The organism is Marinobacter sp. L-46 (genome assembly GCF_056859535.1).
In genome coordinates, this window is the sequence record NZ_JBSXOP010000064.1 from 1 (window position 1) to 23,485 (window position 23,485).

The following is a 23,485-nucleotide window of genomic DNA, read 5'->3' on the forward strand; positions in this document are numbered from 1 at the left end:
CGGTGGACACCCTTGCCGTCCGGCTAGTGGTTCCCCTTACCGGGCCCACAGGGGACTTACACCCCCAAGTCATCCGGCCAGCACCACCTGTACCGGAACAGCGCCCGTCAAGGCGCTACGCGCCATGCCTGGCGCACAAAAGAAAATGCCCGCAATGCGGGCCTCAAGCACGATCAATCCTTTCAAACATCCTCCATCACAACCCCGAGCATGCATGGCCGTTGTCAACCACAATCTCCGAGCCCGTCATCGCCCGCCCTGCGTCGGAGGCCAGGAGCAGCAGTGCGCCGTCCAGGTCGTCCAACTGACAGAACTCGCGAGCCGGTATCCGGCGTTTCAGCCGTTCGCCGGCGTCGCTTTGGAGAAACGCCTGATTAATCTCAGTCATCACATACCCCGGGGCCAGCGAATTCACCCGCACCCGGTGCCGGGCCAGTTCCAGCGCCATGGAGCGGGTTAGGTGTGCCAGGCCGGCTTTGGCCGCGCAGTAGGGCCCGACTGCTCCGGCCAAGCGGGTCGCCAGTATGGAGGTAACGTTCACGATGCTGCCACCACCGTGCTCGGCCATGCGGCGGGCGCTCTCCTGGGCCACCATCCAGGCCCCAGTGAGGTTGGTCTGCACAATCGCATCCCAGTCTTCATCGGTGTACTCCAGCACGCCTTTGGTATCGCTTACCCCGGCGTTGTTCACCACCACATCAAGCCCACCGAACCGGCGGCAGATGTCATCCAAGCAGGCAATCACCGAGGCTCTGGAGGTAACATCCAGAGCCATGGCCACCGCATTACTGCCATTCCGATTAAGGTCGGCCACCAGGCCCTCCAGGCGGTCAACCCGGCGAGCCCCGACAATCACCTGGGCGCCCGCCCTCGCCAGGGTTTTGGCGAAATGGCGGCCAAGGCCGCTTGAGGCTCCGGTTACCAGCACACGTTTACCGGCCAGACTGAAAAGATCCGTGTTATCGGCCATGCTTACCTCTTAGGTTTTTCGGTTTCACGGGCAAGGATTTTCCGGGCCAGGCTCATCCGGTGAACCTCGTTCGGACCATCGTATATCCGGAACCCGCGGGCATCTTTGAAGATGCGTTCCACAACGTTCTCTCCCGACACGCCCTGGCCGCCAAGGATCTGGACACTTCGGTCGATCACTCGCCAGATGGCTTCAGAACTGATGACCTTGGCCATACTGGATTCCTGGTTGGCTCGCTCGCCACGGTCCAGAACCTGAGCACAGTGCATGATCGCCAGCCGGGTTGTCAGGATGTCCATCTCGTTGTCTGCCAGCATGAACCCGACTCCCTGATGCTCACCCAGGGGCTTGCCGAAAGATTCCCGTGTTCGGGCGTACTGGCAGGCTTCGTCATGGGCGCGCTGCGCCGCCCCAAGCCAGCGCATGCAATGGGTCAGCCGGGCGGGCGCAAGCCGAACCTGGGCATACCGGAACCCTTTACCGGGCTCACCCAGGATATCTTTCGCTGGCACTCTCAAGTCCTCAAACCGGACAACACCATGGCCCCCGGTAAAGCAGGAATCCATCACATCCATCAACCGCTCCACGATGAACCCGGGGCGGTCGGTATCGGTGAGGAACATGGTGGCGTGGCCGTCTTCCGTCCGGGCCATGATGATGGCAAAGCTGGCCCCTTCGGCTCCGGTGATGAACCATTTTTCGCCATTGATCACATAGTCGTCTCCGTCCCGGACCGCGGTTGTCTTCAGCATGGAGGGGTCCGAGCCGGCGCCCGGGGACGGTTCGGTCATGGCGAAACAGGAGCGGATTTTTCCCTCAACCAGGGGGCGGAGCCAACGCTCTTTCTGCTCCTCAGAGGCAACCACATCCATCAGGTGGATGTTGCCTTCATCCGGAGCGTGGATGTTCATGGCCGTTGGCCCAAGGTGCGAGTACCCCGCTTCCTCGAAAATCACGGCTTTGGCCACATGGGACAACCCCGCGCCTCCCATTTCGAGAGACGCATGAGGCGTCAGCAAGCCTCTCTGACGCGCCTTTTCCACCAGCACATCGCGCAGTTCCTCTGTCGGGCCATGCCCGGTCTGCCTTGGATCAGACTCCATCGGCACGATTTCATCGCGGATGAAGGCCCGTACCTGGGCCTGCATGTTCTGAATATCCTCACTGACTTCAATGTTCATAGCATCTTCCTGATCAAGGGTGGTAAATGACGTTCTTTCGGCGGATCGCCAGCCCATCACATCTTCAACATGGACTCGGTAATGCGTTCCATCACGGTCTGCCTTGCTCCCGTCTTCATCGGGTTGTATGGGGTGTAATTAACCAGCCGGAGATAAGCCGTCACCGGAAGGCGGCCCGGGGCATGGTCAATGTCGACAATGTTCACGCAGGCCGGGTCTTGCTCCAGGTAGGGCAGTGACGAGAAGTCACCGCCCACCAGCCAGGACATCACAACCCGGTTGACCGCATCGTGGCTGGCAATCACAGCGGTCTGCCAGTCCGGGTCGGCAAGCAGTGCCTGAAACCAGTCAAGAATCCGGCGGCTGAAGTCTTCCCAGCGCTCCCCTCTCAGAAACCCCGCGCCCGGGTTCTGAGCCCAGTGATACGCACCGGACACTTCGGCCTCGTAGGCTTCCTGGGGCAACTCACTGAGCCGCCCTGCCCGGATCTCCCGAAGCTCTTGAGCGGTTTCGAGTTCCCTTCGCACCGACGCACCCGACACGATCATGCCAAGCGTCTGCCTCGCTCTGGGGTAATCGGAGCTGACGGCTCTGTCGAAGGTTTCGCCCTGGAGCAGGTCTGCAAGCGCAGCCACCTGAGCTTCTCCGGAAGCGGACAGCGACACAGACCTCGGGTCCAGAGGGCGCCCGGCTTCGTCAAAATAGTTCACATGTCCGTGCCGAACGAGGTAGACACGCCGGCGCACCGGCCCGCCTGCAGGATGCAGTGAGACAGACATCAGGCCTCCCCCGCGCTTGTGTTGGCCAGCCTTGGGTTGCTGATCCTCAGTGCGCTCAGAACCATCTGTTGCAACGCCTCATGTAAGGCCGAACCCTGTGTTTCCTGATCAAACTGCCCGGCCCGGATGGCACGGGCCAGTGCCCGGCGCGCCTCGTCCTGTGACGTTGTTCCCACAACGACCGTCTCCGGCAACAGCCTTGAGCAAAGCGATATCTCTTCTTGAGTGGCCGCCTCGCGCTGCTCTGCCTCCCGGGCAGCAATCCCCATCGCGCTGGCAATCATCCGGATCTCGTAGTGCAGGTTTTCCGGAACAGACGGAAACACCTCTTTCATCAACGTTTCACGAGCCGCCGACAGCAGCTCCGATGCGTCTGGATGGTTCATGCCCGCCCTCCCATCAATTGCAGAATGTTGTTTTCCAGTTCTGGCAGCAGCCGCCCGGTGAGCGCAAGTTCCAGAGAATGCTGCTGCCCGGACAAATGTCGCTCCGTTTGTTGCACCGCGATGATGGCCCAGCGAACATGCGCCATAACTTGCCAGTAACGAAGCTCATCCTCAGATAGCGTTCGCGGGCAGATATCGGCATACCCGGCCATTACATCTCGCAAAGCGCCAACACCCCCCGCCAAATTCTCGTTTTTCCCGAAGCGCCAGCACCGAGCCGTCAGCCAGCCAAGGTCCTCACGCCAGTCTCCCCAGGCGGTGAACTCCCAGTCGAGAATTCCAGACACTCTGCCCTGATCGACCATGTAGTTTCCGGTGCGAAAGTCCCGATGAATGAGGCACGCCTCTGCAGGTGCCGATTTGTTGTGCTGAAGCCAGCGCAGCCCCCATTCAATGGTAGGGAAACTCCAGGGCAACGCATCCAGAAAGCCCAGGTACTGCGTGATCAGTTCCTGTGCGGGGTCTGCCACAGGGACAGGCAAAAAGTCGAGGGTGTGGCTCGGTGGCTTGATGGCATGCAGCCGGGCAAGGTTTCTGCCAAGATCGCGACAAAGCGCGGGGCGGTCGGGCACCAGGACGTCGTCTTTGACCAGCCGGTGGCCTGCGGCGGTTCCACCCACCGCCTGCATCACGAAAAACTCCCGGCCAATCACGCCGAGGTCTGTGCAGAGCCAGAACGGGGTGGGCACTTCAACCCCGGCTTCGTGAACGGTTGTCAGCACGGCGAACTCATGGGCGCGGGACATACTAACGTCAACGGCAGACTCGGCGTCGGTCCGCAATACCCACCGATGCTTTCCAGCCTTTTCGCCTCCAACGATGTGCACGTCCAGCAGCCAGTTTTCCTGGATGGCACCTCCGGACAGCCGCTGCATACCAACAATCGCGACGTTACTGCCCGGCATAACGCGGGTCAGATAGCTCTCCAGCTTTTTCTGCCACCCCCAGCAGTCACCGTCGAGAGGGGACTGCGAATCTGATTCTCTCAGTGCAACATTCATGAAACGCTCTCTTTTGCTGCTGTGATTTCACAAAGCGTGATTCCTCAGCACCAAAAGCAAACGGCGGGCCAACAAATTTCAGAAAAATAAATTATGTAATATCAATCAGTTGAAGAAAACCCCATTTCATCAAGAAAACAACGCCTCGCCCTATCTCTCAACAATGAAACATTTCATTTCACTTCTGAACTGAATGGATTGCGGTTAGTATGAGGGCATACCTTTCAATCAAATAAGAACCCAACATGGCTCCTGAACCCCTCAAACCCCGCATCGCGGTGCTGATCAGCCACCTGACATTCGACGGACAACCCAGCAAGCTGACCCGAACACTGAACGAAATCCTGCCCCGGTATGAACGGCAGGCGGATATTCAGATTGTCGAGACCTCGGTCGAAAAACTGCTGTCCACCGCCAAGGCCCTGGAACAGACACAAGGCGCAGACATTCTGATTTGCTCAGGCGCCTCCGCCGAGTTTCTACGCAAGCACATCACCACCACCATTCTGTCCTTCAGAATGGGTGAGTACGACCTGATCCGGGCGCTGAATGTGGCGAAAGAACGAGGCACCAAGGCTGGCATTCTCACGCACCAGCGGACACTGAAAGAGCTTGAGGAAATGTCAGGGCTGTTTACCGTCGAGATTTCCCAGGCCGTCTATACCTCGCTGCAAGACGCCCGGGAAAAAGTCCGGGACTTTGTGGATCAGGGCATTCGCGTCATCATTGGCTCGCCCACCGTGGTTGATCTTGCCGAAGCCGCCGGGGCAGAAGGCGTGTTTGCCATCAACGCCAATGCCGTTCGTCTGACGCTCGACGACGCACTCGCCATTTGCCACAGCCGGGCCGAAGAAGCCCACAACCACCGCCGCATTCACGCGGTGCTCAAACATATGAACGAAGGCGTGGTTGCCCTGGATGCATCCGGTAAGGTGTTCTCTGTCAACGACAGCATGAACACACTGCTGCACCCGCTCCGGTCCATTGCCATCGGCGATCAGGCCAAAACGCATTTTCCCGACATTGATCTCAATGGGGTGTTAACGTCGGGAACCGCCATCGAAAGCCACTTGAGCACGGTCGGCAGCCAACGCCTGGCAATTTCGGTTCTGCCCATTATGGAGAACGGCCAGATAGACGGAGCCATTCTGACCTGCCAGGAAATCCGTGAAATCCAACGCACCGAGCGCCGGTTGCGCGCCCAGAGCCGCCCCAGACATTTCATCGCCAAGTACGACTTCGAGCAACTGGCGGGCAAAGACACCACCTTCCAGAACGCTGTGCAGCTGGCAAAACTGTATGCGCATTCCGATTCAACTGTGCTGATCACCGGAGAAAGCGGCACCGGGAAAGAACTGTTCGCACAGAGCATTCACAACGCCAGTGAACGACAGCCGATGCCGTTTGTGGCGATCAACTGCGCGGCGTTTCCAGAAACGCTGCTGGAAAGCGAACTGTTTGGTTACGACGACGGCGCCTTTACCGGCAGTCGCAAAGGCGGCAAACCCGGGCTTTTTGAAGCCGCTCACAATGGCACTATCTTCCTCGATGAAATCGGGGACATGCCTATCCACCTTCAAACCCGCCTTCTGCGCGTCTTGCAGGAGCGCCAGGTCTTGAGGCTGGGCGCTTCAGAACCCACACCGATCAACATCCGCGTTATCGCCGCCACTCACCGTAACCTGCAACAACAGATTGCCCGTAACCAGTTCCGGGAAGACCTGTTCTATCGGCTTAACGTGCTGAACATCCCGGTACCCTCGCTGCGCCAGAGGAGCTCCGACATTGCGTTGCTCAGCCATCTGATTGCCAGCAACCTCGCTCAGGGCGATGCCCGCCAGGAACAGGGCATAAACGAGGTGCTGAACACGCTGATGCCGCAGTTACTGAACCACCCGTGGAACGGCAACATTCGCGAACTGGAAAACATAATCGAGCGGGCCTTCCTGTTCAGCCGTTTTCCGGACAATCCCCAGCCCCTGCACACCCTGTTTCCCGAGCTTTTCCCTGCAGAGGCCCGTCAACAACCCGCAGCTCATACGCCTACGGAGAATCTGCACAGCGTCGGCAAGGCCGCCGAGGTTTCGCTCATTCGTGAGACGTTGGATGCCAACAACGGCGACATGAACAAAACCGCCAAAGCTCTGGGGATCAGCCGCTCAACCCTTTGGCGCCGACTGCGTCGCGCCCAGGGCCAGGCTCAAACCTGAAACGCCCGACCAAAAACTGAAACGGCAGTTTCAATTATGAAACGCCGCTTCCGTTTTCCCAGTCACCACGAAACGCCCTCCCACCACGCCAGGCGCTGCAGCAACCGGTCAGCGCCAGAATTGGCATGCATTCTGCTGATGTCGTCAGTACCAACACCTTGAGCACCCAGTGCAGACGCTCGCACCAACCGATACAACAAGAAATAATACCCGGAGGCCTGCCTTGAAAGGCTTGATGATGGATGTTCCCCTGAACATCAAAAGCATAATGTCCCATGCAGCAACGGTTGCCGCAGATACCAAACTCGTTTCCCGCCGGGCCGATGGCGGTTTTTCCAGACTGACCTACCTGGAGGCGTTCGAACGGGTCGCCCGGCTGGCTCATGCCCTGGACCGACTGGCTCTGAGCTCAGAGGCCCGAGTTGGCACCCTGGCCTGGAACGACCACCGGCATTTCGAATTGCACTATGCCATTCCCTGCACTGGCCGGATCTGCCACACGGTCAACCCAAAACTGTTTCCGGAACAGGTGCGTTTCATCATCAACGATGCCCAGGATGAAGCTCTGTTCATCGACCCTGAATTCATTCCCATGATGGAATCGCTTCAGCCGCATCTGCCAACCGTCAGGCACTGGATTGCTCTTTGCCCGGCCAGCGAGCTGCCAAAAAGTTCGCTTCCGAACCTGCTGGCTTATGAGAGCTTGCTCAGCCGGGAACAAGACACGTACGACTGGCCCGATCTGGACGAAAACCGGGCCAGCAACCTATGCTACACCTCTGGGACCACTGGCGATCCCAAAGGCGTCCTCGGCAGCCACCGAAGCATCGTCTTACAGTGCATGTCCCAGAACATGGCCAGTCACATCGGGCTCACGTCTGAAGACGTTGTCATGCCCTTGGTGCCCATGTTTCATGTCAACGCCTGGTGTATGCCCTATAGCGCGCCCATGGCTGGTGCGGCTCTGGTGCTCCCCGGCCCCCACGTGGCCGATGCCTCGGCCATGACCGACCTCATCAATTGTGAGCAGGTGACGTTTTCACTCGGCGTGCCAACGCTCTGGAATGGCATCAATCAGTACCTGAACACGTCGGGCACCCGCATTCCGAGCTTGTCCAGAGGGGTTATCGGGGGTGCTGCAGGCGCGCTCCAGCTCTACCACGATATGGACCAGCACGGTGTCCGGCTGGAGAACGGCTGGGGCATGACGGAACTCAGCCCCATCGGTAGCTACAACCGCTATCTGCCGGGCCACGACCAGCTTGAGGAGGCTGTCCGAGACGACCAGCGCCTGAAATCCGGCCGCCCTTTGTTCGGCATTCAGATGCGCATTGTGGATGAAGATGGAAACAGCCTGCCTCATGATGGAGAAACAACCGGGGTTCTTGAGATTCGTGGTCCGTGGGCTTGCAGCACTTACTATGGCAAACCTCAGGAACACGACTGGTTCAATACCGGGGATGTCGCCACGATCGACCCTTCCGGCTACATGCGCATTACCGACCGGGTTAAGGACGTGATCAAGTCCGGCGGTGAATGGATCAGTTCAATCGAAATCGAAAATGTCATTATGTCTCACCCCGGGGTCCGCGAAGCCGTGGTGATTGGCGTTGCCCACCAGCACTGGAGTGAGCGCCCACTGCTCGTGGTGGTCCCCGATGAGCATTATCCCACCCTGGAACCGGCAGAGCTCCTGCACTACCTGGACGGCAAGGTACCCAAGTGGTGGATCCCCAATGCCTGCGAGTTTGTGGAAACCCTGCCCCATACCGCCACGGGGAAAGTGAGCAAAAAGACCCTTCGGGAGAACTTTACCCGGTATCAGTGGGCCTAACGCCCGCTGATCGTGGTGCGGTCGTGATCTCAACACAACAACAGAGAACGCCATGAACCCTCTCAGAATCATTGAATCATTCAATCTGGCTATCGGGAAGCTCTGCAGCTTTGCCGTGTTCATTGGCATGGCCATCGTCATCTATGAGGTTATCGCGAGGTATGCCTTCAACGCTCCGTCGGTGTGGGCTCCGGGCTACACCCAGCGCATTTTTGCGGGCTACTTCATCCTGATCGGTGCCTATACCCTGATCAAAGGCGGGCACGTTCGGGTCGACATTCTGCTAAACACCCGGTCCCCCCGCTGGAATGCCTTTGCCGACACCCTCAACTACGTGGCTCTGGTGACCTGGACCCTGGCGCTCACCTACGAGGCCTGGTTCTATTTCATGGACGCCTGGGATTTCAATGAGGTAGACGACAGCGCCCTGCGCCACCCCATGTGGCCTGTCCATCTTGCACTCTTTGTCGGGAGCGCCCTGATTCTCCTGCAGGGGCTAAGCGGCATCATCGCATCAAGCCTTGAGTTCATAAAACCAAAACAAAAGCAAAAAACTGAAGGGTAAGCCATGTCACCTGAACTACTAACCGCTGGGATGTTCGGACTGCTGCTCGTTTTCATCCTGGCAGGCGTATCACTGGCGTTCGCGCTGGGGTCGGTTGCGGTCATCTTCGTGGTGATCATGAACGGTCTGAACGGTCTGTTTCCCATCCTGTCTGCAACCTTCGCCAGCATGTGGTCAATTTCACTGGCGGCCATCCCTCTGTTTGTGATGATGGGGATCTCACTGGGCAAATCGAAGATAGCGTCAGACCTTTATCTCGCCTTCCATCTCTGGTCGGGCAAGGTGAACGGCGGGCTTCTGGTCGGCACCACAGGATTCGCCTCGCTCCTGTCAGCGATGACCGGCAGTTGTGCCGCCTCGACCCTGACCACCGGCATGGTAGGCATGCCGGCCATGGATAAGCATGGCTACGATAAAAAATTCGTGCTCGGTACCATCGGCGCAGCGGGCACCCTCGGCATCCTGATTCCTCCCTCCATTACCCTGATCGTCATTGGTATGAGTACCGGGCTGTCAATCGGCAAGCTCTTTATGGGCGGCCTGATCGCCGGGCTGGGCATGCTGGCGGTGATCCTAGCGTACGTCATCATCAAAGCGAACCTGCAGCCCGAAAAGGCCCCGGCGGCCACCGAAAGTGTTCCACTGGCCGAAAAGATCCACTCTCTTCGGGCGGTGATTCTCCCTGTCGGCATTATTTCCGTCGTGTTGCTCTCCATCTTTCTGGGCATCGCAACGCCAACCGAAGCGGCCGCTGTTGGCGCGGCCGCCGTGCTGATCGCGATTGCCATAAGGGGCGAGCTTAACTGGGACTTTCTGAAAGAGGTCAGCTACTCCACCGCCACCATGAGCGGTATGGTCCTGTGGATCATCTTTGGCGCCAGTGCATTTGTGTCAGTGTATTCCGCCGCCAACGGCATCGACTTTATTCAGTCATTCCTGCTGTCTCTCGACATCTCCCCCTGGCTGCTCATTCTCATCATGCAAGTGGCCGGATTCATTCTTGGCATGTTTCTGGACCCCATTGGCATCATTCTGCTGGTGATGCCCATCTTCATGCCCGTGGTCACACAGCTGGGGTTCGATCCCATCTGGTTCGCGGTGATCTTCCAGCTCAACCTCTGCGTTGGCTACATATCGCCGCCATTCGGCTACAACATTTTTTACCTCAAGACCCTGAGCCCTCAAACCTCGATTCTGGACCTCTACAGAAGTGTGTTTCCCTATGTCGTCCTGATGATTCTGTTCGGTGTTTTCCTCCTTGCGTTTCCGTCCATCCTGACGGACGGCGTAAGACTACTCACTAAATCCTGACTACACAGCGAAAGAGAGTGATATGAAAAATACAAAGACAATAAATCGCCGCGCGTTTCTCACCAAAGGTTCGGCTGCCGCCGTGACTGTTGCCGCCGCAGGCCTTTCGGCCCCGGCCGTGATTGCATCGCCCAACAAGAAAATCAAATGGAAATTCCAGACGCATTGGCCAACCGGAAACTGGTATTACGACCCGATTTTCAACGGACTTGCTCGCCGCATCCAGGAAGCGACAAATGGCGAACTTGAGATTGAAACCCACCAACCCAACTCCATCGTCTCGACGGGAGACGTTCTGCGGGGTGTCCGCCGCGGCACGCTCGACGGCGCCCTCATTTACCCGGCGTACTGGGTAGGCGACATTCCCGTTGCCGGCCATCTGACCGGAAACTTCGGAACCTGGGATTCGATCGAGGAAATGCAGTTTTTCCTGCACGACATGGGAGCCCTGAAGGTTATTCGAGAGGCCTACGCAACGCGTGGAGTTTACCAAGTAGGCCCCATCTCGAATGGCGGTACCGCTCTGTACAGCAACAAACGTCTAGAATCCCCAAAAGACTTTGAGGGGTTCAAGGTTCGCTCCAACGGCACATCAGCTCAGGTCTTCGAGAAGATGGGAGCAGCGCCCGTTTCTATTAGTGGCGGGGAACTGTATCAGGCCCTACAAACCGGCGTAGTGGATGGCGCACACTGGGGCGGTGTCTCCGCAGGATGGGGCATGAACCTGCAGGAAGTGAACAAATACATCATTCAACCCAACCTAGCCTCTCATCAGAACAGTGAAGTCTTCGTCTCTCTGAGAGCGTGGAAGAATCTCGGGACAGATTTCAAAAAGGTGATCGAGGATGCAGTTCTCGCCACTCACCTTGAGGCCGCCGGCATGTTCATGATTAGGGATCTGCAACGCATGCAGGACTTCCAGACCAAACATAAGGGAGAAATCGTTCAGATGAACAAGGACTCCGTGGCAATGATTCGCTCGAAATCTCTGGAGGTGATCGACGAAATCTCCAAGAGAGATCCTGAGTATTCCGGCCGGGTTGGAAGCATTCTCAGGGATTTCATGAAGCTCACTGGCAAGGTCTGAGTCTACCAGCGAACCGGGCGGCTCTGGCAGTACATGCGGGCGCTGCCCATAAAACTACAACAGAATTCAGAAAATAAAATTGCTCCAACACTTACGTCGCCTTGAACCCACCCTGCCCGGCAGATCGCAAAGAGGACATTCAGGCTCAGCAACAATTTCTTGAGCATGTGAGCCAATGAAAGTGTCCACACCCGTCCACTAATTCTTAACAGAAAAGTCCATTTTTGGTTCGTCAGCTTTTCAAGCTTTCCGATCCAGGCACATGCAAGCAAGGCTGGCTAGAAACCACCTTTTGTCATCCGATGCGCCCTTTCCGGAGGAGTGAATAGCAGCGAACCCGGTAAGAACATGATGTAGTCGCTATCTGAAATCGACGTACTAGTGCAAATGTAGGACTCACTGATTCCCTCATGGCTATGCGCATTTGGGCGCCAACAGCACCTGAAGCAAAGCCCTGTCTCGAGTGTTCGCTTTTGTTTAACAGCGAGAACAAGCCGCCACCACATCCCGTAAGCAACGGTCAAAACCGACAGTTCTATATTGCCCAAGAGACTGACAACGTCCCAAAGCTGAAGTTGTCTTTATGACGCTCGTCTTCGCTAGTCGTGGCACGCAGTGTGACAGAGGCCAGCAGGTGATCCCACTGCCAGGTAGCACCCAGGCCGAGCTGACCGATCAACGGCCCTTCGTCGAAGCGGTAAGCCCCCGCGTTGTCGTCGATGTAGGAGTAGCCTAGATACTCAACGCCCAGCCCTACATACACGGACCAGCTACTGCCTGAATCGTTAAACGAACCCGGCAAAGCGATGGTTGAAGAGGTGCCAGCGTAGTCCGGCACAAAATTCATAGGAAGATGTCTGCCAAGCTGCCAGACCAACCCGGTTTTGACGGAGGTTCGAAAACTCGACAGTAGCGCGGACCCAATAACCGACACACGCTGTTCAATGTTGCCGCCCTGCCCGGCTTGCAACAGTTTTCGGCCATGCGCAGCCTGAATGCCACCTACCACGTCGGTTCCAAGCTGATTCCCCCACCCTTGCGGCTTGTCGCTTCCAGTGGCTTTGTGCACCCATTTCTGAACCGACTCGGCACCACTCTCAGGCCCAAAAACACCGATGTGAGCACCAAAGCCGGTCATCGTATCGGCGTTCCAGCTCCAGAGTGTGCCGCTGAGCGACAGGTGGCCGGCATAGGGAATGTCGGCCCCTTTTCCAGCCAACCTTTACGTACCATTGGCTTTTTAATTCTTAACGGGCCATCGAGCACATCGACAATCCCCTGTCCAATTGGGGAGGGGTCAGGATCCTTTTCGAAACTGTTGATGGCGGTTACAACCCCGTTGTCAGTATGGACCCGATAAGTACCCCAATGTGTACTGGTGAGCGTGCCTTTTGCCAAGCGTGCAGAATTCATGTGCGACTCCTATTTGTTATTCAGGAATCAAAGCACACAGAATAACCAAATACAAATACCTGGTTTGTTTTTAATATTTGAGGGTTTATACTTGATTTTGGTTTTTTTTGTCGACTGACCTTGCAGATAGAGAGCCTCAGGGCAACCGGCTGCAACCTGGCTCGGGGTTATCCCGTCGCGTTAAAACCCGGAAGCAACCCCAAAGCAATTGCCACCTGAACCAACTCCGCAAACGAATCTACCTGCATCTTTGCCATCATATTGGCACGATGGCCTTCAACGGTTTTCCGGTTGATTTGCAACTCGTCTGCGGCCTCCTGGTTAGAAAGCCCCTTCACAATGAGCTCCAGAACCTGACGCTCCCTTCGGGTTAGGCTCTCATAGTGCTCACGCATGCGTATCTGCGAATCCTGCCAGAATCGGCGTACTCGATCTTTCTCAAGGGCATTGTGCACATGATCAATCAGCACCTGGTCATCGAAGGGCTTCTCGATAAAGGTCAGGGCTCCCTGCGTGAGCGCAGTTACCGCCATGTCCACATTTCCGTGGGCTGAGATCATGATAACGGGCAACTCAATGTTGTGCTCCGGCAGCTTCTTCTGGGCATTAATCCCACTGAGCCCAGGCATACGGACATCCATTACGATGCACCCGCTTTGGTTCACATCAGCTTGGTCAAAAAATTCCAGGGCATTTTCAAACGCCCGAACCTTCAACCCGACGGACTCAAGCAACCATTTCAAGGAATCTCTTACATCAGCGTCGTCGTCAATGACAAATACTGTTTGAGAGTCGGTGTTCGCAGTCATAGTGTCAGTCAGCAGTATCTAAGGTGAAAGAAAAGCGGGCGCCCCGTTCAGGCAAATTTTCAGCCCATAACTCGCCACCAAGATTCTCTACCAATGTACGGCTTATGGCCAGCCCCATTCCAAGGCCAGATTGCTTTGTTGAGAAGAAACGATCAAAAAGGCGCGGCAGGTCGGCTTCCGAAATCCCACCGCCCTGATCCTCAACCCTCACGCATACGTGCCCCGGCACTTGATCGTCTGCCTTAACTCTCACTGTCGCAAAGGGCTCTTCACAATCATAGGCGCTAGCTTCGATTGCATTAACAATCAAGTTCAACAAAACCTGCTCCAGTTGGACACGGTCACCACGAACCAACGGTAACCCCGCCGGCACCTGACAAACTACACGCACATGATGCCGCTCCGCAGTCGACTCACAGAAGTCCACCATCTCTTGTATCAATTCCGAGAGATCAAGGTCAGAGATGACGGGCTCTTGCTTACGAGTAAAGTCCATCATCCGATGAATAATTTCACCAGCCCTGAGTGCCGTGCGTATGCTTCGGCTGATCGGAAGCTCCAGGTCGCTCCAGGTGATCCTTTCCTGACCGGCAAAGCGCCGTTCAACCCCACGCAAGTAATTAACCACAGCCGACAAGGGCTGGTTCAGTTCATGGGCCAGACTCGAAGCCAGTTCCCCCATTGTCACCAGTCGGCTGGCATGGTCGATATCCGCCTGGTATTGCTTAAGCTGCTCCTCTGCCGCCTTCTTCTCTGTGAGGTCATGAGCCACCAGAGAAAAGTACTCAATATCGCCATGAAGCGAGCGGTGCGCCAACAGTTCCAGCATGACAGGGATACGACGACCTTTGAGACTCCGCATATCCAGCTCACCGCGCCAGTTTCCGGAACGCCGGGCTGCGGGAATACCCTCATCCATCAACTGAGCATGCCCCTTTTCGGTAACAAACCAGGACAACGGAAACGAACTGTAGTCAGTTTGCTCCAACTGCAGCGCCATTCTAGCGACTTCATTTAGGTGAGAAACGGTAAGGTCCAGGTTCAGAAAGATCACAAGATCTTGGGTACTCTCCAGAACACGGGCAAGGCGCCGGTTTGCCTTATCGGCTTTGATTCGATGGGTAGCATCCCGCGAAACCACCAGAATTTCACTAATCTCGTTTGTCTGCGGGTCACGGATGGTACGACTGGTGCTTTCCAGCCAAGTGTAGTGGCCATCCTTGCAGCGAAAACGATAGGTATGCGTATACAGGCCCCGATCATAATTCACCGTAGGCGCCCGCAACCTGAAATCTTCCACATCATCAGGGTGGTAGAGATCATAAGCAGACATGCCGACAATCTCTTCAACACTATAGCCCAGCAAGTGGGTGACGGCCGGAGAAACATAGATAAACCGCCAATCCTCCGGGGTATGCCGAGAAATCATATCCGTAGACTGTTCTGCCATCTCGGCCAGGAGCCGATTGCGCTCAGCATCATCTGTCAGGGCCGTAAGCCCTTCTTCCGGCGTTCGAGTTTTCATTTTCAGCAGGTTCTCCCAGCCGTGGTTGCCTCACAGGAGCCTATTCTGACGATCTCCGGGGCCCGTGGCCATACGGCCGCAGAGCCCCGAACCCTCTACCTAAGGAACTCTTTGCTGAACGTCTTGAATTCCGGAGCGTCAGACCGTCGCAGCCATTCAAAGCCGACCATCTCTCTGGTGACTATTCTGGCTCCGGCCTGCTCCATCCGGCGCAAGGCGATGTCGGTATCGAAGGGGTTTCGGGCGGAGATGGCGTCAGCCACGACAAACACGTCCAGGCCTTTCTCCAACAACCTCAGCACAGACTGCATAACGCAAGCCTGAGATTCCATTCCGCACAGCACAACCTGCTTGCGACCATGATCCTGAAACGCCTTTTCAAACTCAGGGTCGTCGATACAGGAAAAGAACGTTTTGCCGTAAATATTGTCGACGCCAACCAGTTCCCGCAGGCTTTCCTCGGTATGCCCCACGCCGTCAGGATATTGCTCAGAGCCAATCACGGGGACCCCCATCAGACTCGCCAACCTGACCAGCCAACTGCAGTTCCGAACAAGCTGCTCATTCTCGTGAACACCCGCCAATAAGCGAGCCTGAACATCAATGACCGCAACAATGGCGCGCTCTTTATCCATCATCATTTGACACCTCCTGTTCTTAAGCCGGACGGCGGTCGACCATATTGGTGGCAAAACCCTCAGCAACCACTTTGTCACCCACCTTGCATACCGTTTCGAGTTTTACCCGACGACGCTCTTCATTGATCTCGACGACTTTGGCGGAAGCCACGACCGTGTCTCCGATGTGCACTGGTGCCTTGAACTTGATCTGCTGATCAATATAGATGGCACCAGGCCCTGGCAGACGCGTTCCCAGAACAGCCGAGATCAGGGCCGCGCTGAACATGCCATGAACAATACGCTCCTTGAACGGTGTGGTTTTGGCGTACTCCACGTTGATATGCACAGGATTGTCATCACCACTGATACCGGCGAAGAGCACGACATCTGCTTCAGTAATCGTCTTCGCGTAGAACGCTTCCATTCCAACTTTTAGGTCTTCCAGATAGTAACCGTGTAGCTCTTGCATCGTGTTTTCCTCTATTTGATCCATGCACCTACAACGATAATGGTTTACCACCAACAAACCAAGTATTTTTACTTGGTTTTTTGAGAATGCTCTGATAGCCTTCTTTCAACAACAAAGACAACACTGCTTTTTGTACAAGAGAGGAAAGGGTATGCAGAGCCAACCCGTAAGCATTTTCGAACGCGCATTCAAGAAACTGGTTCCCGGTGGGCTGGAATCCGTTGGCCGGCGCGGTGCCGACATCATGAACATTGCTGCAGACCTTCCAGATGCCGAGGCTTCGATCGTCCAGGAGTGGATAGACAACTGCCTTTCAGAAAATGGCGGTCAAGTTGAGGCTCGAAACCGGGCGGCAATGCTTGGGCGCGCCTACCTGAAGCTATCAAGAGCAGGGAAGATACGTTTTCTGGGATTGCTCGCCGAGCAGTACGGGGTGAACGAAAGCAGCGTCGAAAACGCCATCAGGCAGTGGCAGAGCGCTGACTCCGGACAGAAAACCTTAGCAGCACAGGCCCTACGCAAAGCATTAGAACCGAGCCGCACGGCTTTGCTCAAACAATTCAATGGCGTTCCTTCAGGCGTCAAGTTTCTGGTCGACATGCGAGATGAGCTGCTCACTTTTTGCAAGGATTACCCTGCCCTGAAACCACTGGAGACGGACCTTCGCAACCTCCTGGCCACCTGGTTTGATGTAGGGCTTCTCCAGCTTGAAGAAATCAGCTGGAACTCCAGCGCAGCAATGCTTGAAAAACTCATTGCCTATGAGGCAGTTCACGCCATCCAGAGCTGGAATGACCTCAAGAACCGGCTCGATTCGGATCGGCGATGCTTTGCCTTCATTCACCCCAACATGCCGGAAGAGCCCCTGATATTCGTTGAAGTTGCGCTGGTTAACGGGCTGGCAGGCAATGTTCAGAAACTTCTGGACGAAAATGCTCCGATACAGGATATCGATGCGGCCGATACTGCGATTTTCTATTCAATTTCCAATGCACAGCGGGGATTGGCGGGGATAAGCTTCGGCAATTTCCTGATAAAACAGGTGGTGAAAAAGCTTAGAGATGAATTCCCCCACTTGAAACAATTTGCCACTTTGTCACCGATTCCAGGATTTTGCCGCTGGCTTGACGGCACCCCAGCAAAAGAACTGGCACAGCTGCCGGGAGGTGAACAATGGCTAAGCTTCCCCCCGCCCCGCGATCCGGTTCGCTCCAATCTGGTAGACACAACCGGCGGACAACAGGAGGCCCTTACAAAGCTGGCAGCGGCCTACCTAACGTCAACAAAGCCCGATTCCGGCCGCGCTATTGACCCCGTTGCGCATTTTCACCTGAGCAATGGTGCTCAGTTAGCGCGACTGAACTGGATGGCAGACACCTCAGAAAAAGGCCTGAAACAGTCCGCAGGGCTGATGGTTAACTATCTCTACGAGCTCCCTAAAATCGTTCACCGGAGCCAGCACTACACTACGGCAGGCACTGTTTCCCAGTCGCCTGCCATCAAAAAACTCTTGAAGTAAATAACCCGAAAAAGGAGAACACAATGTCTAATCGTATCGCTGTAGTAACTGGCGCAACCGGTGGTCTGGGCACTGCCATGTGTAAAGCGCTGGCCAGTCAGGGTCGAACTGTTGTCGGCACCCACTTGCCAGGTGAAGACTTCACTGCTCAGGCCAAACAATGGCAAGCCGATCTAAGCAACGAGGGTATCGAAGTTGTCATCTATCCTCTGGATGTTACCGACTTCGAGCATTGCCAGTCTTTTGTTCAAGCCGTTGAAAAGGAACAGGGCCCAATTGACATTCTTGTCAACAACGCCGGAATCACCAACGACGCCCCTTTAAAAAAGATGCAACCGGAGCAATGGAATCAGGTGATCAACGTCAACCTGAACTCCATGTTCAACATGTGCCGTCAGGTTTTCGAAGGCATGTGCGAACGCGGCTTTGGCCGGATCGTGAATGTGTCTTCCCTCAACGGCGAAAAAGGCCAGTTCGGACAGTCAAACTATGCAGCAACCAAGGCTGGCATCTACGGATTTACCAAGTCCATCGCACTGGAAGGCGCCCGCAAAGGAGTCACTGCTAATTCGGTTTCACCAGGGTACATCGACACACCTATGGTCCGTCAGGTACCAGAGAATGTACTCAACAACATTGTGGCGGGCATTCCGGTTGGCAGGCTTGGTCAGCCAGAAGACATTGCCCGGGCAGTCGCGTTTCTGACCGCTGATGACGCAGGATTCGTAACCGGCACCAACATGTCGGTCAACGGCGGCCAGTACATGAGCTAAGGGAGCAGACCATGACAGAGTACAGAGCACCCACCCGTGAAATGGCCTTCACCCTGCAACAGGTAGCCGGTTTTTCAGAAATGGCCAAAGCCTGTGGTTACGAAGATGCCAGCGACGATGTGGTCGCAGCCATTCTTGAAGAGGCTGCCCGTTTTGCCGGCTCAGTGATTGCGCCCACCAATGAAAGCGGAGACAGAACCGGTGTTCGACTGGATGGCGAACACCGTGTGGCGACCCCCGCGGGCTTTCGGGAAGCGTATCAGCAATACGCTGAAAGCGGTTGGGCCAGCCTTCAGTTCGACCCTGAATTAGGTGGTCAGGGCCTTCCATTTTCGCTGGCCATACCTGTTCAGGAAATGTGGCACGCCGCCAACATGGCCTGGGGGCTCTGTCCTTTGCTGTCTCAGGGCGCCGTCGAGGCGCTTTCTGAGAATGCCAGCGAAACGCTCCGGCGGAAATTGTTACCCAAAATGATATCAGGCCAGTGGACCGGCACCATGAACCTGACCGAACCACAGTCCGGTTCCGACCTTTCGGGCATACGAACACAAGCTCGCCCGGACGGCGATGCTTACCGGATTAAAGGCCAGAAGATATTCATCACCTGGGGTGAGCACGACATGGCGGAGAACATCGTCCATCTGGTGCTCGCACGACTGCCCGATGCTCCTCCGGGCGTTAAAGGCATTTCGCTGTTTGCCGTCCCCAAATATCTTCCAGACGCCAATGGCGAACCTGGACAACGCAACGATTGCAAAGCGGTGTCGCTGGAGCACAAGCTTGGCATTCATGCCAGCCCGACCTGCGTGATGAGTTACGGAGACAACGAAGGCGCCATTGGCTATCTGGTTGGCGAAGAAAACCGGGGCCTCGCTTGCATGTTCACTATGATGAACAATGCCCGCCTTACGGTGGGACTCCAAGGCGTATCCATTTCGGAACGTGCTTACCAGCAAGCACGGGCGTACACCTTCGAGCGAACCCAGGGCACCGCACCCGGGGAGCGGGGAGCGTCGCCGATCATTCGTCACCCGGATGTACGCCGGATGATGATGACGATGAAAACGCTGACGGAGGCTGCCCGCGCCCTCGCTTACACCGGCTGTGTAGCTGTTGACTATGCAAACGCGCGGGACCTGCCCGACGATATCCGTGACCGCTTCAAGCGACGTGCTGATCTTCTGACTCCGCTGGTCAAGGGCTGGTGCACGGAAATTGCCCAGGAAGTAACATCGCTGGCCATACAGTGCCACGGAGGTATGGGGTTCATAGAAGAAACAGGTGTTGCACAGCACTATCGCGATGCCAGAATCCTCCCGATTTATGAGGGTACCAATGGCATTCAGGCAATAGACCTTATCGGCCGGAAGACCGTTCGGGATCAAGGCAAGGCCATGGCTGAGTTGATCGATGATATGCGCCCGTATACGGGGCTACAACAAACGCACACCACGCTGAGCGCTGAACGCCAGGCGCGGTTTGGCCAGGCTGTCGCCTTCCTTGAAGATGCGACCAGAACGGTTCTCGAACACAGCGAAGATGAACAATTTGCCGGCGCAGCGGCATTTAATTACCTGATGCTGAGCTCTACGGTGACTGCAGCATGGTTGATGGTGAAAGCGGCCAATGTAGCCGGAGAGAGATCGCAATCACAGGAAGACTTTGCCAAATCCAGGCTGGCGACCACCAATTTCTTTATTGACCACATTCTACCTCGAAGCTCTGGCTATCTAATCTCACTACGAGCCGGAGACGAAGCCATAATGGCGCTCCCTGAGGATGAATTCTAACTACGTTCAGGAGGAGAAGACTTCATGTACATCAATGGAGAATGGCTGACCGGACGGCCTGAATTCCCGGTCACGAACCCTGCGACCGGTGAAATAATCGGCCAGGTGCCGGACTGCACAGATCAGGATATCGAGGCGGCCCTTTCGGCCGCCGATTTTGCTTTCAGGGATTGGAGGAAAACAACCGCCTATCAGCGATCTCAGCTCCTCTATCGTGCCTGGGAGTTGATGTTACGTCAGAAGCGTCAGCTGGCTGAACTAATGACCCGCGAACAGGGAAAACCACTGAAAGCGTCCCTCAACGAAGTCCAGTACGGCGCCGACTTCCTGCTCTGGTTTGCCGAAGAAGCCAAGCGTATGTATGGCCAGGCTATTCCCTCGGCCCGCGAGAACCAGCGATTCCTTGTGCAGAAAGCTCCCGTCGGCGTGGTTGGCGCAATCACACCCTGGAACTATCCGATTTCAATGATAACCCGCAAGCTGGCTCCGGCCCTCGCTGCAGGTTGTACGGTCATCCTGAAGCCGGCTGAAAGCACACCATTGTGCGCCAAAGCGATGATGGAAATCTTTGCCGAAGCCGGCTTTCCTCCAGGTGTGATTAACCTACTTACTGTGCAGAATCCTGCCAGAGTTGGCGAAGCCTTCTGTACCGATCCGCGTATCCGCAAACTGACCTTTACTGGATCCACTCCGGTTGGTAAGGAGCTGAATGCCCTCGCAGCAGCAAACATGAAGCGGGTGTCCATGGAGTTGGGCGGGCACGCCCCTGCAATCGTTTTCCCCGATGCAGACCCTGTGCATGCCGCCAAAGGCTTGTCGCTCGTTAAGTTTCTCAATACCGGGCAAGCCTGTATAAGCCCGAACCGAATTTTTGTACACGAAGACCATCTGGAACCGTTTATCCGGGAACTGACCAACCGCGCCAGCCGTTTGGTTGCAGGTAATGGCATGTCTGAGGGCACGGGAGTTGGGCCACTAATCAATGAACTGGCCATACAGAAAGTGGATAGCCAGGTTAAGGATGCCGTTTCACGAGGTGCAAAGATCGAAACAGGTGGCGAGCGACTAATGGAAAGGGGCCTGTCAGACGGCTACTTCTACGCCCCTACTGTGCTGTCTGGCATTACACCCGCCATGAAAATTTATCGGGAAGAAACGTTCGGACCGGTTGCCCCCGTCATTACCTACCGTTCAGAAGATGACGTCATTGCTATGGCCAACGATACAGACTATGGCCTCGCTGCCTACATCTACAGCAACAATTTGGCTACAGCGATGCGTGCTTTTGAGGCGTTGGACTTCGGCATTATCGGCATCAATGACATTAACCCAACCAGCGCTGCGGCACCCTTTGGTGGCATGAAAAATAGTGGCCTTGGACGTGAAGGGGCTCAGGAAGGCATTAAGGAATACCTGGAAACCAAGCTCGGTGGATTTGCGATCTAGACAGGTCACTCTGCTATAGCCCGGTTAACCCCGGGCTTTTTTTGACTAAAAAAAGCCCCCGGCTTTCGTTCGGGGGAACATAGCTACAGCGTCAAAACCAGCCCACCACTACGCTGACAGCTGACTCCTCAGTACATGTTTCTGAAGCTTACCGGTTGAGGTTTTTGGCAACTCATCCGAAAAGATCACCTTCTTTGGTACCTTGAACCCAGCCAGATTCGCTCGGCAATGTGCCACGATGTCATCTGCCGTCAGGCCATCATTCCCCGACTTCAGAGTAATAAAGGCACAGGGAATTTCCCCCCAATGATCATCAGGTGCAGCGACAACGGCCGCTTCCAGAACCGCAGGGTGATCGTAAAGCGTGCTCTCGACTTCCAGAGTCGAAATGTTCTCACCGCCCGATATTATGATGTCCTTTGAGCGATCCTTGATCTCAACGTAGCCGTCGGCATGCCATACTCCAAGATCTCCGGTATGGAACCAGCCACCTTTAAGGGCTTTGGCGGTCTCTTCCGGGTTATTCAGGTACCCCTTCATCACCGAATTACCTCGAACAAACAGCTCGCCAATGGAAACCCCGTCCTTGGCGACCGGTTGTAGAGTATGGGGGTCGGCTACCATCATATCTGCCATAGACAACGAGAGAATGCCCTGACGAGCCATCTTTGCAGCTTTCTTTTTGCTATCAAGAGTGTGCCATTCGTCCTGGAATTCACAGATCAGGCTTGGGCCATAGGTTTCAGTCAGGCCATAGAGGTGCACAACATTGATACCCATCGCCTCCATCGCTTCAATGGTTGCAGCAGGTGGCGCTGCGCCGCCGGTAGCTGCAGTTACTGTCTGACTAAATGGTTTCTTCACATCATCGGGCGCGTTGATCAACATGTTTAGCACGACCGGCGCTGCGCAGAAATGCGTGACTCCGTGTCGGGCAATAGCATCAAACACGGGTTCAGGTTGGGGGGCTCGCAGGCACACATGGGTGCCTGCTGCGGCCGTTACGGCCCACGGATAACACCAACCATTGCAATGAAACATCGGCAATGTCCAAAGATAGACTGCCCCTGAAGGCAGTCCGAATCCGATGACGTTGCTCAACGCATTGAGATGGGCACCGCGATGATGGTAAACAACACCCTTGGGGTTCCCCGTAGTGCCAGACGTGTAATTCAGGGCAATCGCCTGCCATTCGTCATCAGGCATTTCCCACTCAAAGTCATCGTCGCCACTGGCAAGCAAATCCTCATAAGTCATTTTGCCAATCAGTTCACCGCCCCCAAAGTTAGGATCATCCACATCCACCACAATTGGCTTGGCATCACAGCCTGCCAGGGCTTCCCGTGAACGATCGCTGTATTCCTTATCGGTAAAGAACACTTTGGCCCGACCATGATTCAACATGAAAGTCATCGTTTTTGAGTCAAGACGGGTGTTCTGGGCATTCAGAACCGCACCAATCATTGGCACGGCGTAATGCAGTTCCAACATTTCTGGAATATTCGGCAGCAGGGCTGCCACCGTGTCCCCTTTGCGAATCCCCAGCTTACGCAGTGCCGATGCCATCTTCAGACAGCGCTGGTAAGTCTCTGCCCAAGACCGACGGAGATCACCATGAATAACCGCCGTCCTTGATGGATGCGCAAGTGCCGTTCGCTGAATAAAGGTGATCGGCGTCAGAGGCGTGTAATTTGCCTCTGCTTTGTCGAGCCCAAGCTCAAACATGTTTTCCATTTC

General features: G+C 55.6%; 21 protein-coding genes. 9 read left to right on the forward strand and 12 right to left on the reverse strand.

Annotated elements, in window-relative coordinates; genetic code table 11:
- Positions 1-196 precede the first annotated feature (196 nt).
- From AC13DJ_RS10010 to AC13DJ_RS10030, 5 genes are read right to left on the reverse strand one after another with little or no spacing between them, the layout of a single operon-like run.
- The gene (locus tag AC13DJ_RS10010) at positions 197-970 is read right to left on the reverse strand and encodes an SDR family NAD(P)-dependent oxidoreductase (protein ID WP_482934047.1); all 774 of its coding nucleotides are present in this window, start codon (positions 968-970) and stop codon (positions 197-199) included.
- Between the two features lie 2 nt (positions 971-972).
- Positions 973-2,151 carry an acyl-CoA dehydrogenase family protein gene (locus AC13DJ_RS10015; protein ID WP_273133516.1) on the reverse strand — a complete coding sequence of 393 codons (1,179 nt, stop codon included), beginning with the start codon at positions 2,149-2,151 and terminating at the stop codon, positions 973-975.
- A 56-nt stretch (positions 2,152-2,207) separates the two neighbouring features.
- Positions 2,208-2,930, reverse strand: coding sequence for a histidine phosphatase family protein (locus tag AC13DJ_RS10020; protein WP_482934048.1), 723 nt, complete (start codon positions 2,928-2,930; stop codon positions 2,208-2,210).
- The gene (locus AC13DJ_RS10025; RefSeq protein WP_273133518.1) at positions 2,930-3,316 is read right to left on the reverse strand and encodes a DUF6285 domain-containing protein; all 387 of its coding nucleotides are present in this window, start codon (positions 3,314-3,316) and stop codon (positions 2,930-2,932) included. Before AC13DJ_RS10025 ends, AC13DJ_RS10020 begins: the two co-directional genes overlap by 1 nt.
- The gene (locus AC13DJ_RS10030; RefSeq protein WP_273133519.1) at positions 3,313-4,377 is read right to left on the reverse strand and encodes a phosphotransferase family protein; all 1,065 of its coding nucleotides are present in this window, start codon (positions 4,375-4,377) and stop codon (positions 3,313-3,315) included. Before AC13DJ_RS10030 ends, AC13DJ_RS10025 begins: the two co-directional genes overlap by 4 nt.
- Before the next feature lie 245 nt (positions 4,378-4,622).
- On the opposite strand from AC13DJ_RS10030, the gene prpR reads away from it, so the two are divergent.
- From prpR to dctP, 5 genes are all read left to right on the forward strand, one after another.
- Positions 4,623-6,587 (forward strand): propionate catabolism operon regulatory protein PrpR, encoded by a 1,965-nt coding sequence (gene prpR, locus AC13DJ_RS10035; RefSeq protein ID WP_273167724.1) that lies wholly within the window; start codon positions 4,623-4,625, stop codon positions 6,585-6,587.
- 223 nt (positions 6,588-6,810) lie between these two features.
- The gene (locus AC13DJ_RS10040) at positions 6,811-8,421 is read left to right on the forward strand and encodes a long-chain fatty acid--CoA ligase (RefSeq protein WP_273167726.1); all 1,611 of its coding nucleotides are present in this window, start codon (positions 6,811-6,813) and stop codon (positions 8,419-8,421) included.
- A gap of 52 nt (positions 8,422-8,473) precedes the next feature.
- Positions 8,474-8,986 (forward strand): TRAP transporter small permease subunit, encoded by a 513-nt coding sequence (locus AC13DJ_RS10045; protein ID WP_273133522.1) that lies wholly within the window; start codon positions 8,474-8,476, stop codon positions 8,984-8,986.
- A 3-nt stretch (positions 8,987-8,989) separates the two neighbouring features.
- Entirely contained in the window at positions 8,990-10,297 is a 1,308-nt protein-coding gene (locus AC13DJ_RS10050) for a TRAP transporter large permease (protein WP_289103317.1), read from the forward strand.
- Positions 10,298-10,319: 22 nt separating this feature from the next.
- Positions 10,320-11,384 carry a TRAP transporter substrate-binding protein DctP gene (dctP, locus tag AC13DJ_RS10055; protein WP_482934049.1) on the forward strand — a complete coding sequence of 355 codons (1,065 nt, stop codon included), beginning with the start codon at positions 10,320-10,322 and terminating at the stop codon, positions 11,382-11,384.
- Between the two features lie 535 nt (positions 11,385-11,919).
- Here dctP and AC13DJ_RS10060 read toward each other — a convergent pair.
- From AC13DJ_RS10060 to AC13DJ_RS10085, 6 genes are all read right to left on the reverse strand, one after another.
- On the reverse strand, positions 11,920-12,603 hold the full coding sequence (locus AC13DJ_RS10060; protein ID WP_482934050.1) for a lipid A-modifier LpxR family protein: 684 nt from the start codon (positions 12,601-12,603) through the stop codon (positions 11,920-11,922).
- Positions 12,519-12,797 carry a hypothetical protein gene (locus tag AC13DJ_RS10065; RefSeq protein ID WP_273133526.1) on the reverse strand — a complete coding sequence of 93 codons (279 nt, stop codon included), beginning with the start codon at positions 12,795-12,797 and terminating at the stop codon, positions 12,519-12,521. The genes AC13DJ_RS10060 and AC13DJ_RS10065 overlap by 85 nt, the downstream gene beginning before the upstream one ends.
- Before the next feature lie 167 nt (positions 12,798-12,964).
- Positions 12,965-13,606: a response regulator transcription factor gene (locus AC13DJ_RS10070; protein WP_482934051.1), complete on the reverse strand. Its 642-nt coding sequence runs from the start codon at positions 13,604-13,606 to the stop codon at positions 12,965-12,967.
- Positions 13,607-13,610: 4 nt separating this feature from the next.
- On the reverse strand, positions 13,611-15,131 hold the full coding sequence (locus AC13DJ_RS10075) for a PAS domain-containing sensor histidine kinase (protein WP_482934052.1): 1,521 nt from the start codon (positions 15,129-15,131) through the stop codon (positions 13,611-13,613).
- Positions 15,132-15,226: 95 nt separating this feature from the next.
- Complete coding sequence (locus tag AC13DJ_RS10080) at positions 15,227-15,772, reverse strand: hydrolase (protein WP_482934053.1); 546 nt, start codon at positions 15,770-15,772, stop codon at positions 15,227-15,229.
- Between the two features lie 16 nt (positions 15,773-15,788).
- Complete coding sequence (locus AC13DJ_RS10085; protein ID WP_273133530.1) at positions 15,789-16,220, reverse strand: MaoC family dehydratase; 432 nt, start codon at positions 16,218-16,220, stop codon at positions 15,789-15,791.
- A 151-nt stretch (positions 16,221-16,371) separates the two neighbouring features.
- On the opposite strand from AC13DJ_RS10085, the gene AC13DJ_RS10090 reads away from it, so the two are divergent.
- From AC13DJ_RS10090 to AC13DJ_RS10105, 4 genes are read left to right on the forward strand one after another with little or no spacing between them, the layout of a single operon-like run.
- A complete protein-coding gene (locus tag AC13DJ_RS10090) occupies positions 16,372-17,739 on the forward strand; it encodes a malonyl-CoA decarboxylase (RefSeq protein ID WP_482934054.1) in 1,368 nt (455 codons plus the stop codon).
- 23 nt (positions 17,740-17,762) lie between these two features.
- Positions 17,763-18,512 carry an acetoacetyl-CoA reductase gene (gene phbB / locus AC13DJ_RS10095; protein WP_273133533.1) on the forward strand — a complete coding sequence of 250 codons (750 nt, stop codon included), beginning with the start codon at positions 17,763-17,765 and terminating at the stop codon, positions 18,510-18,512.
- A gap of 41 nt (positions 18,513-18,553) precedes the next feature.
- The gene (locus AC13DJ_RS10100) at positions 18,554-20,302 is read left to right on the forward strand and encodes an acyl-CoA dehydrogenase family protein (protein WP_482934055.1); all 1,749 of its coding nucleotides are present in this window, start codon (positions 18,554-18,556) and stop codon (positions 20,300-20,302) included.
- A 24-nt stretch (positions 20,303-20,326) separates the two neighbouring features.
- Positions 20,327-21,748, forward strand: a complete 1,422-nt coding sequence (locus tag AC13DJ_RS10105; protein ID WP_482934056.1) for an NAD-dependent succinate-semialdehyde dehydrogenase — start codon at positions 20,327-20,329, stop codon at positions 21,746-21,748.
- 108 nt (positions 21,749-21,856) lie between these two features.
- On the opposite strand, the gene AC13DJ_RS10110 is transcribed toward AC13DJ_RS10105, so the two are convergent.
- Positions 21,857-23,482, reverse strand: coding sequence for an AMP-binding protein (locus tag AC13DJ_RS10110; protein WP_482934057.1), 1,626 nt, complete (start codon positions 23,480-23,482; stop codon positions 21,857-21,859).
- Positions 23,483-23,485 lie beyond the last annotated feature (3 nt).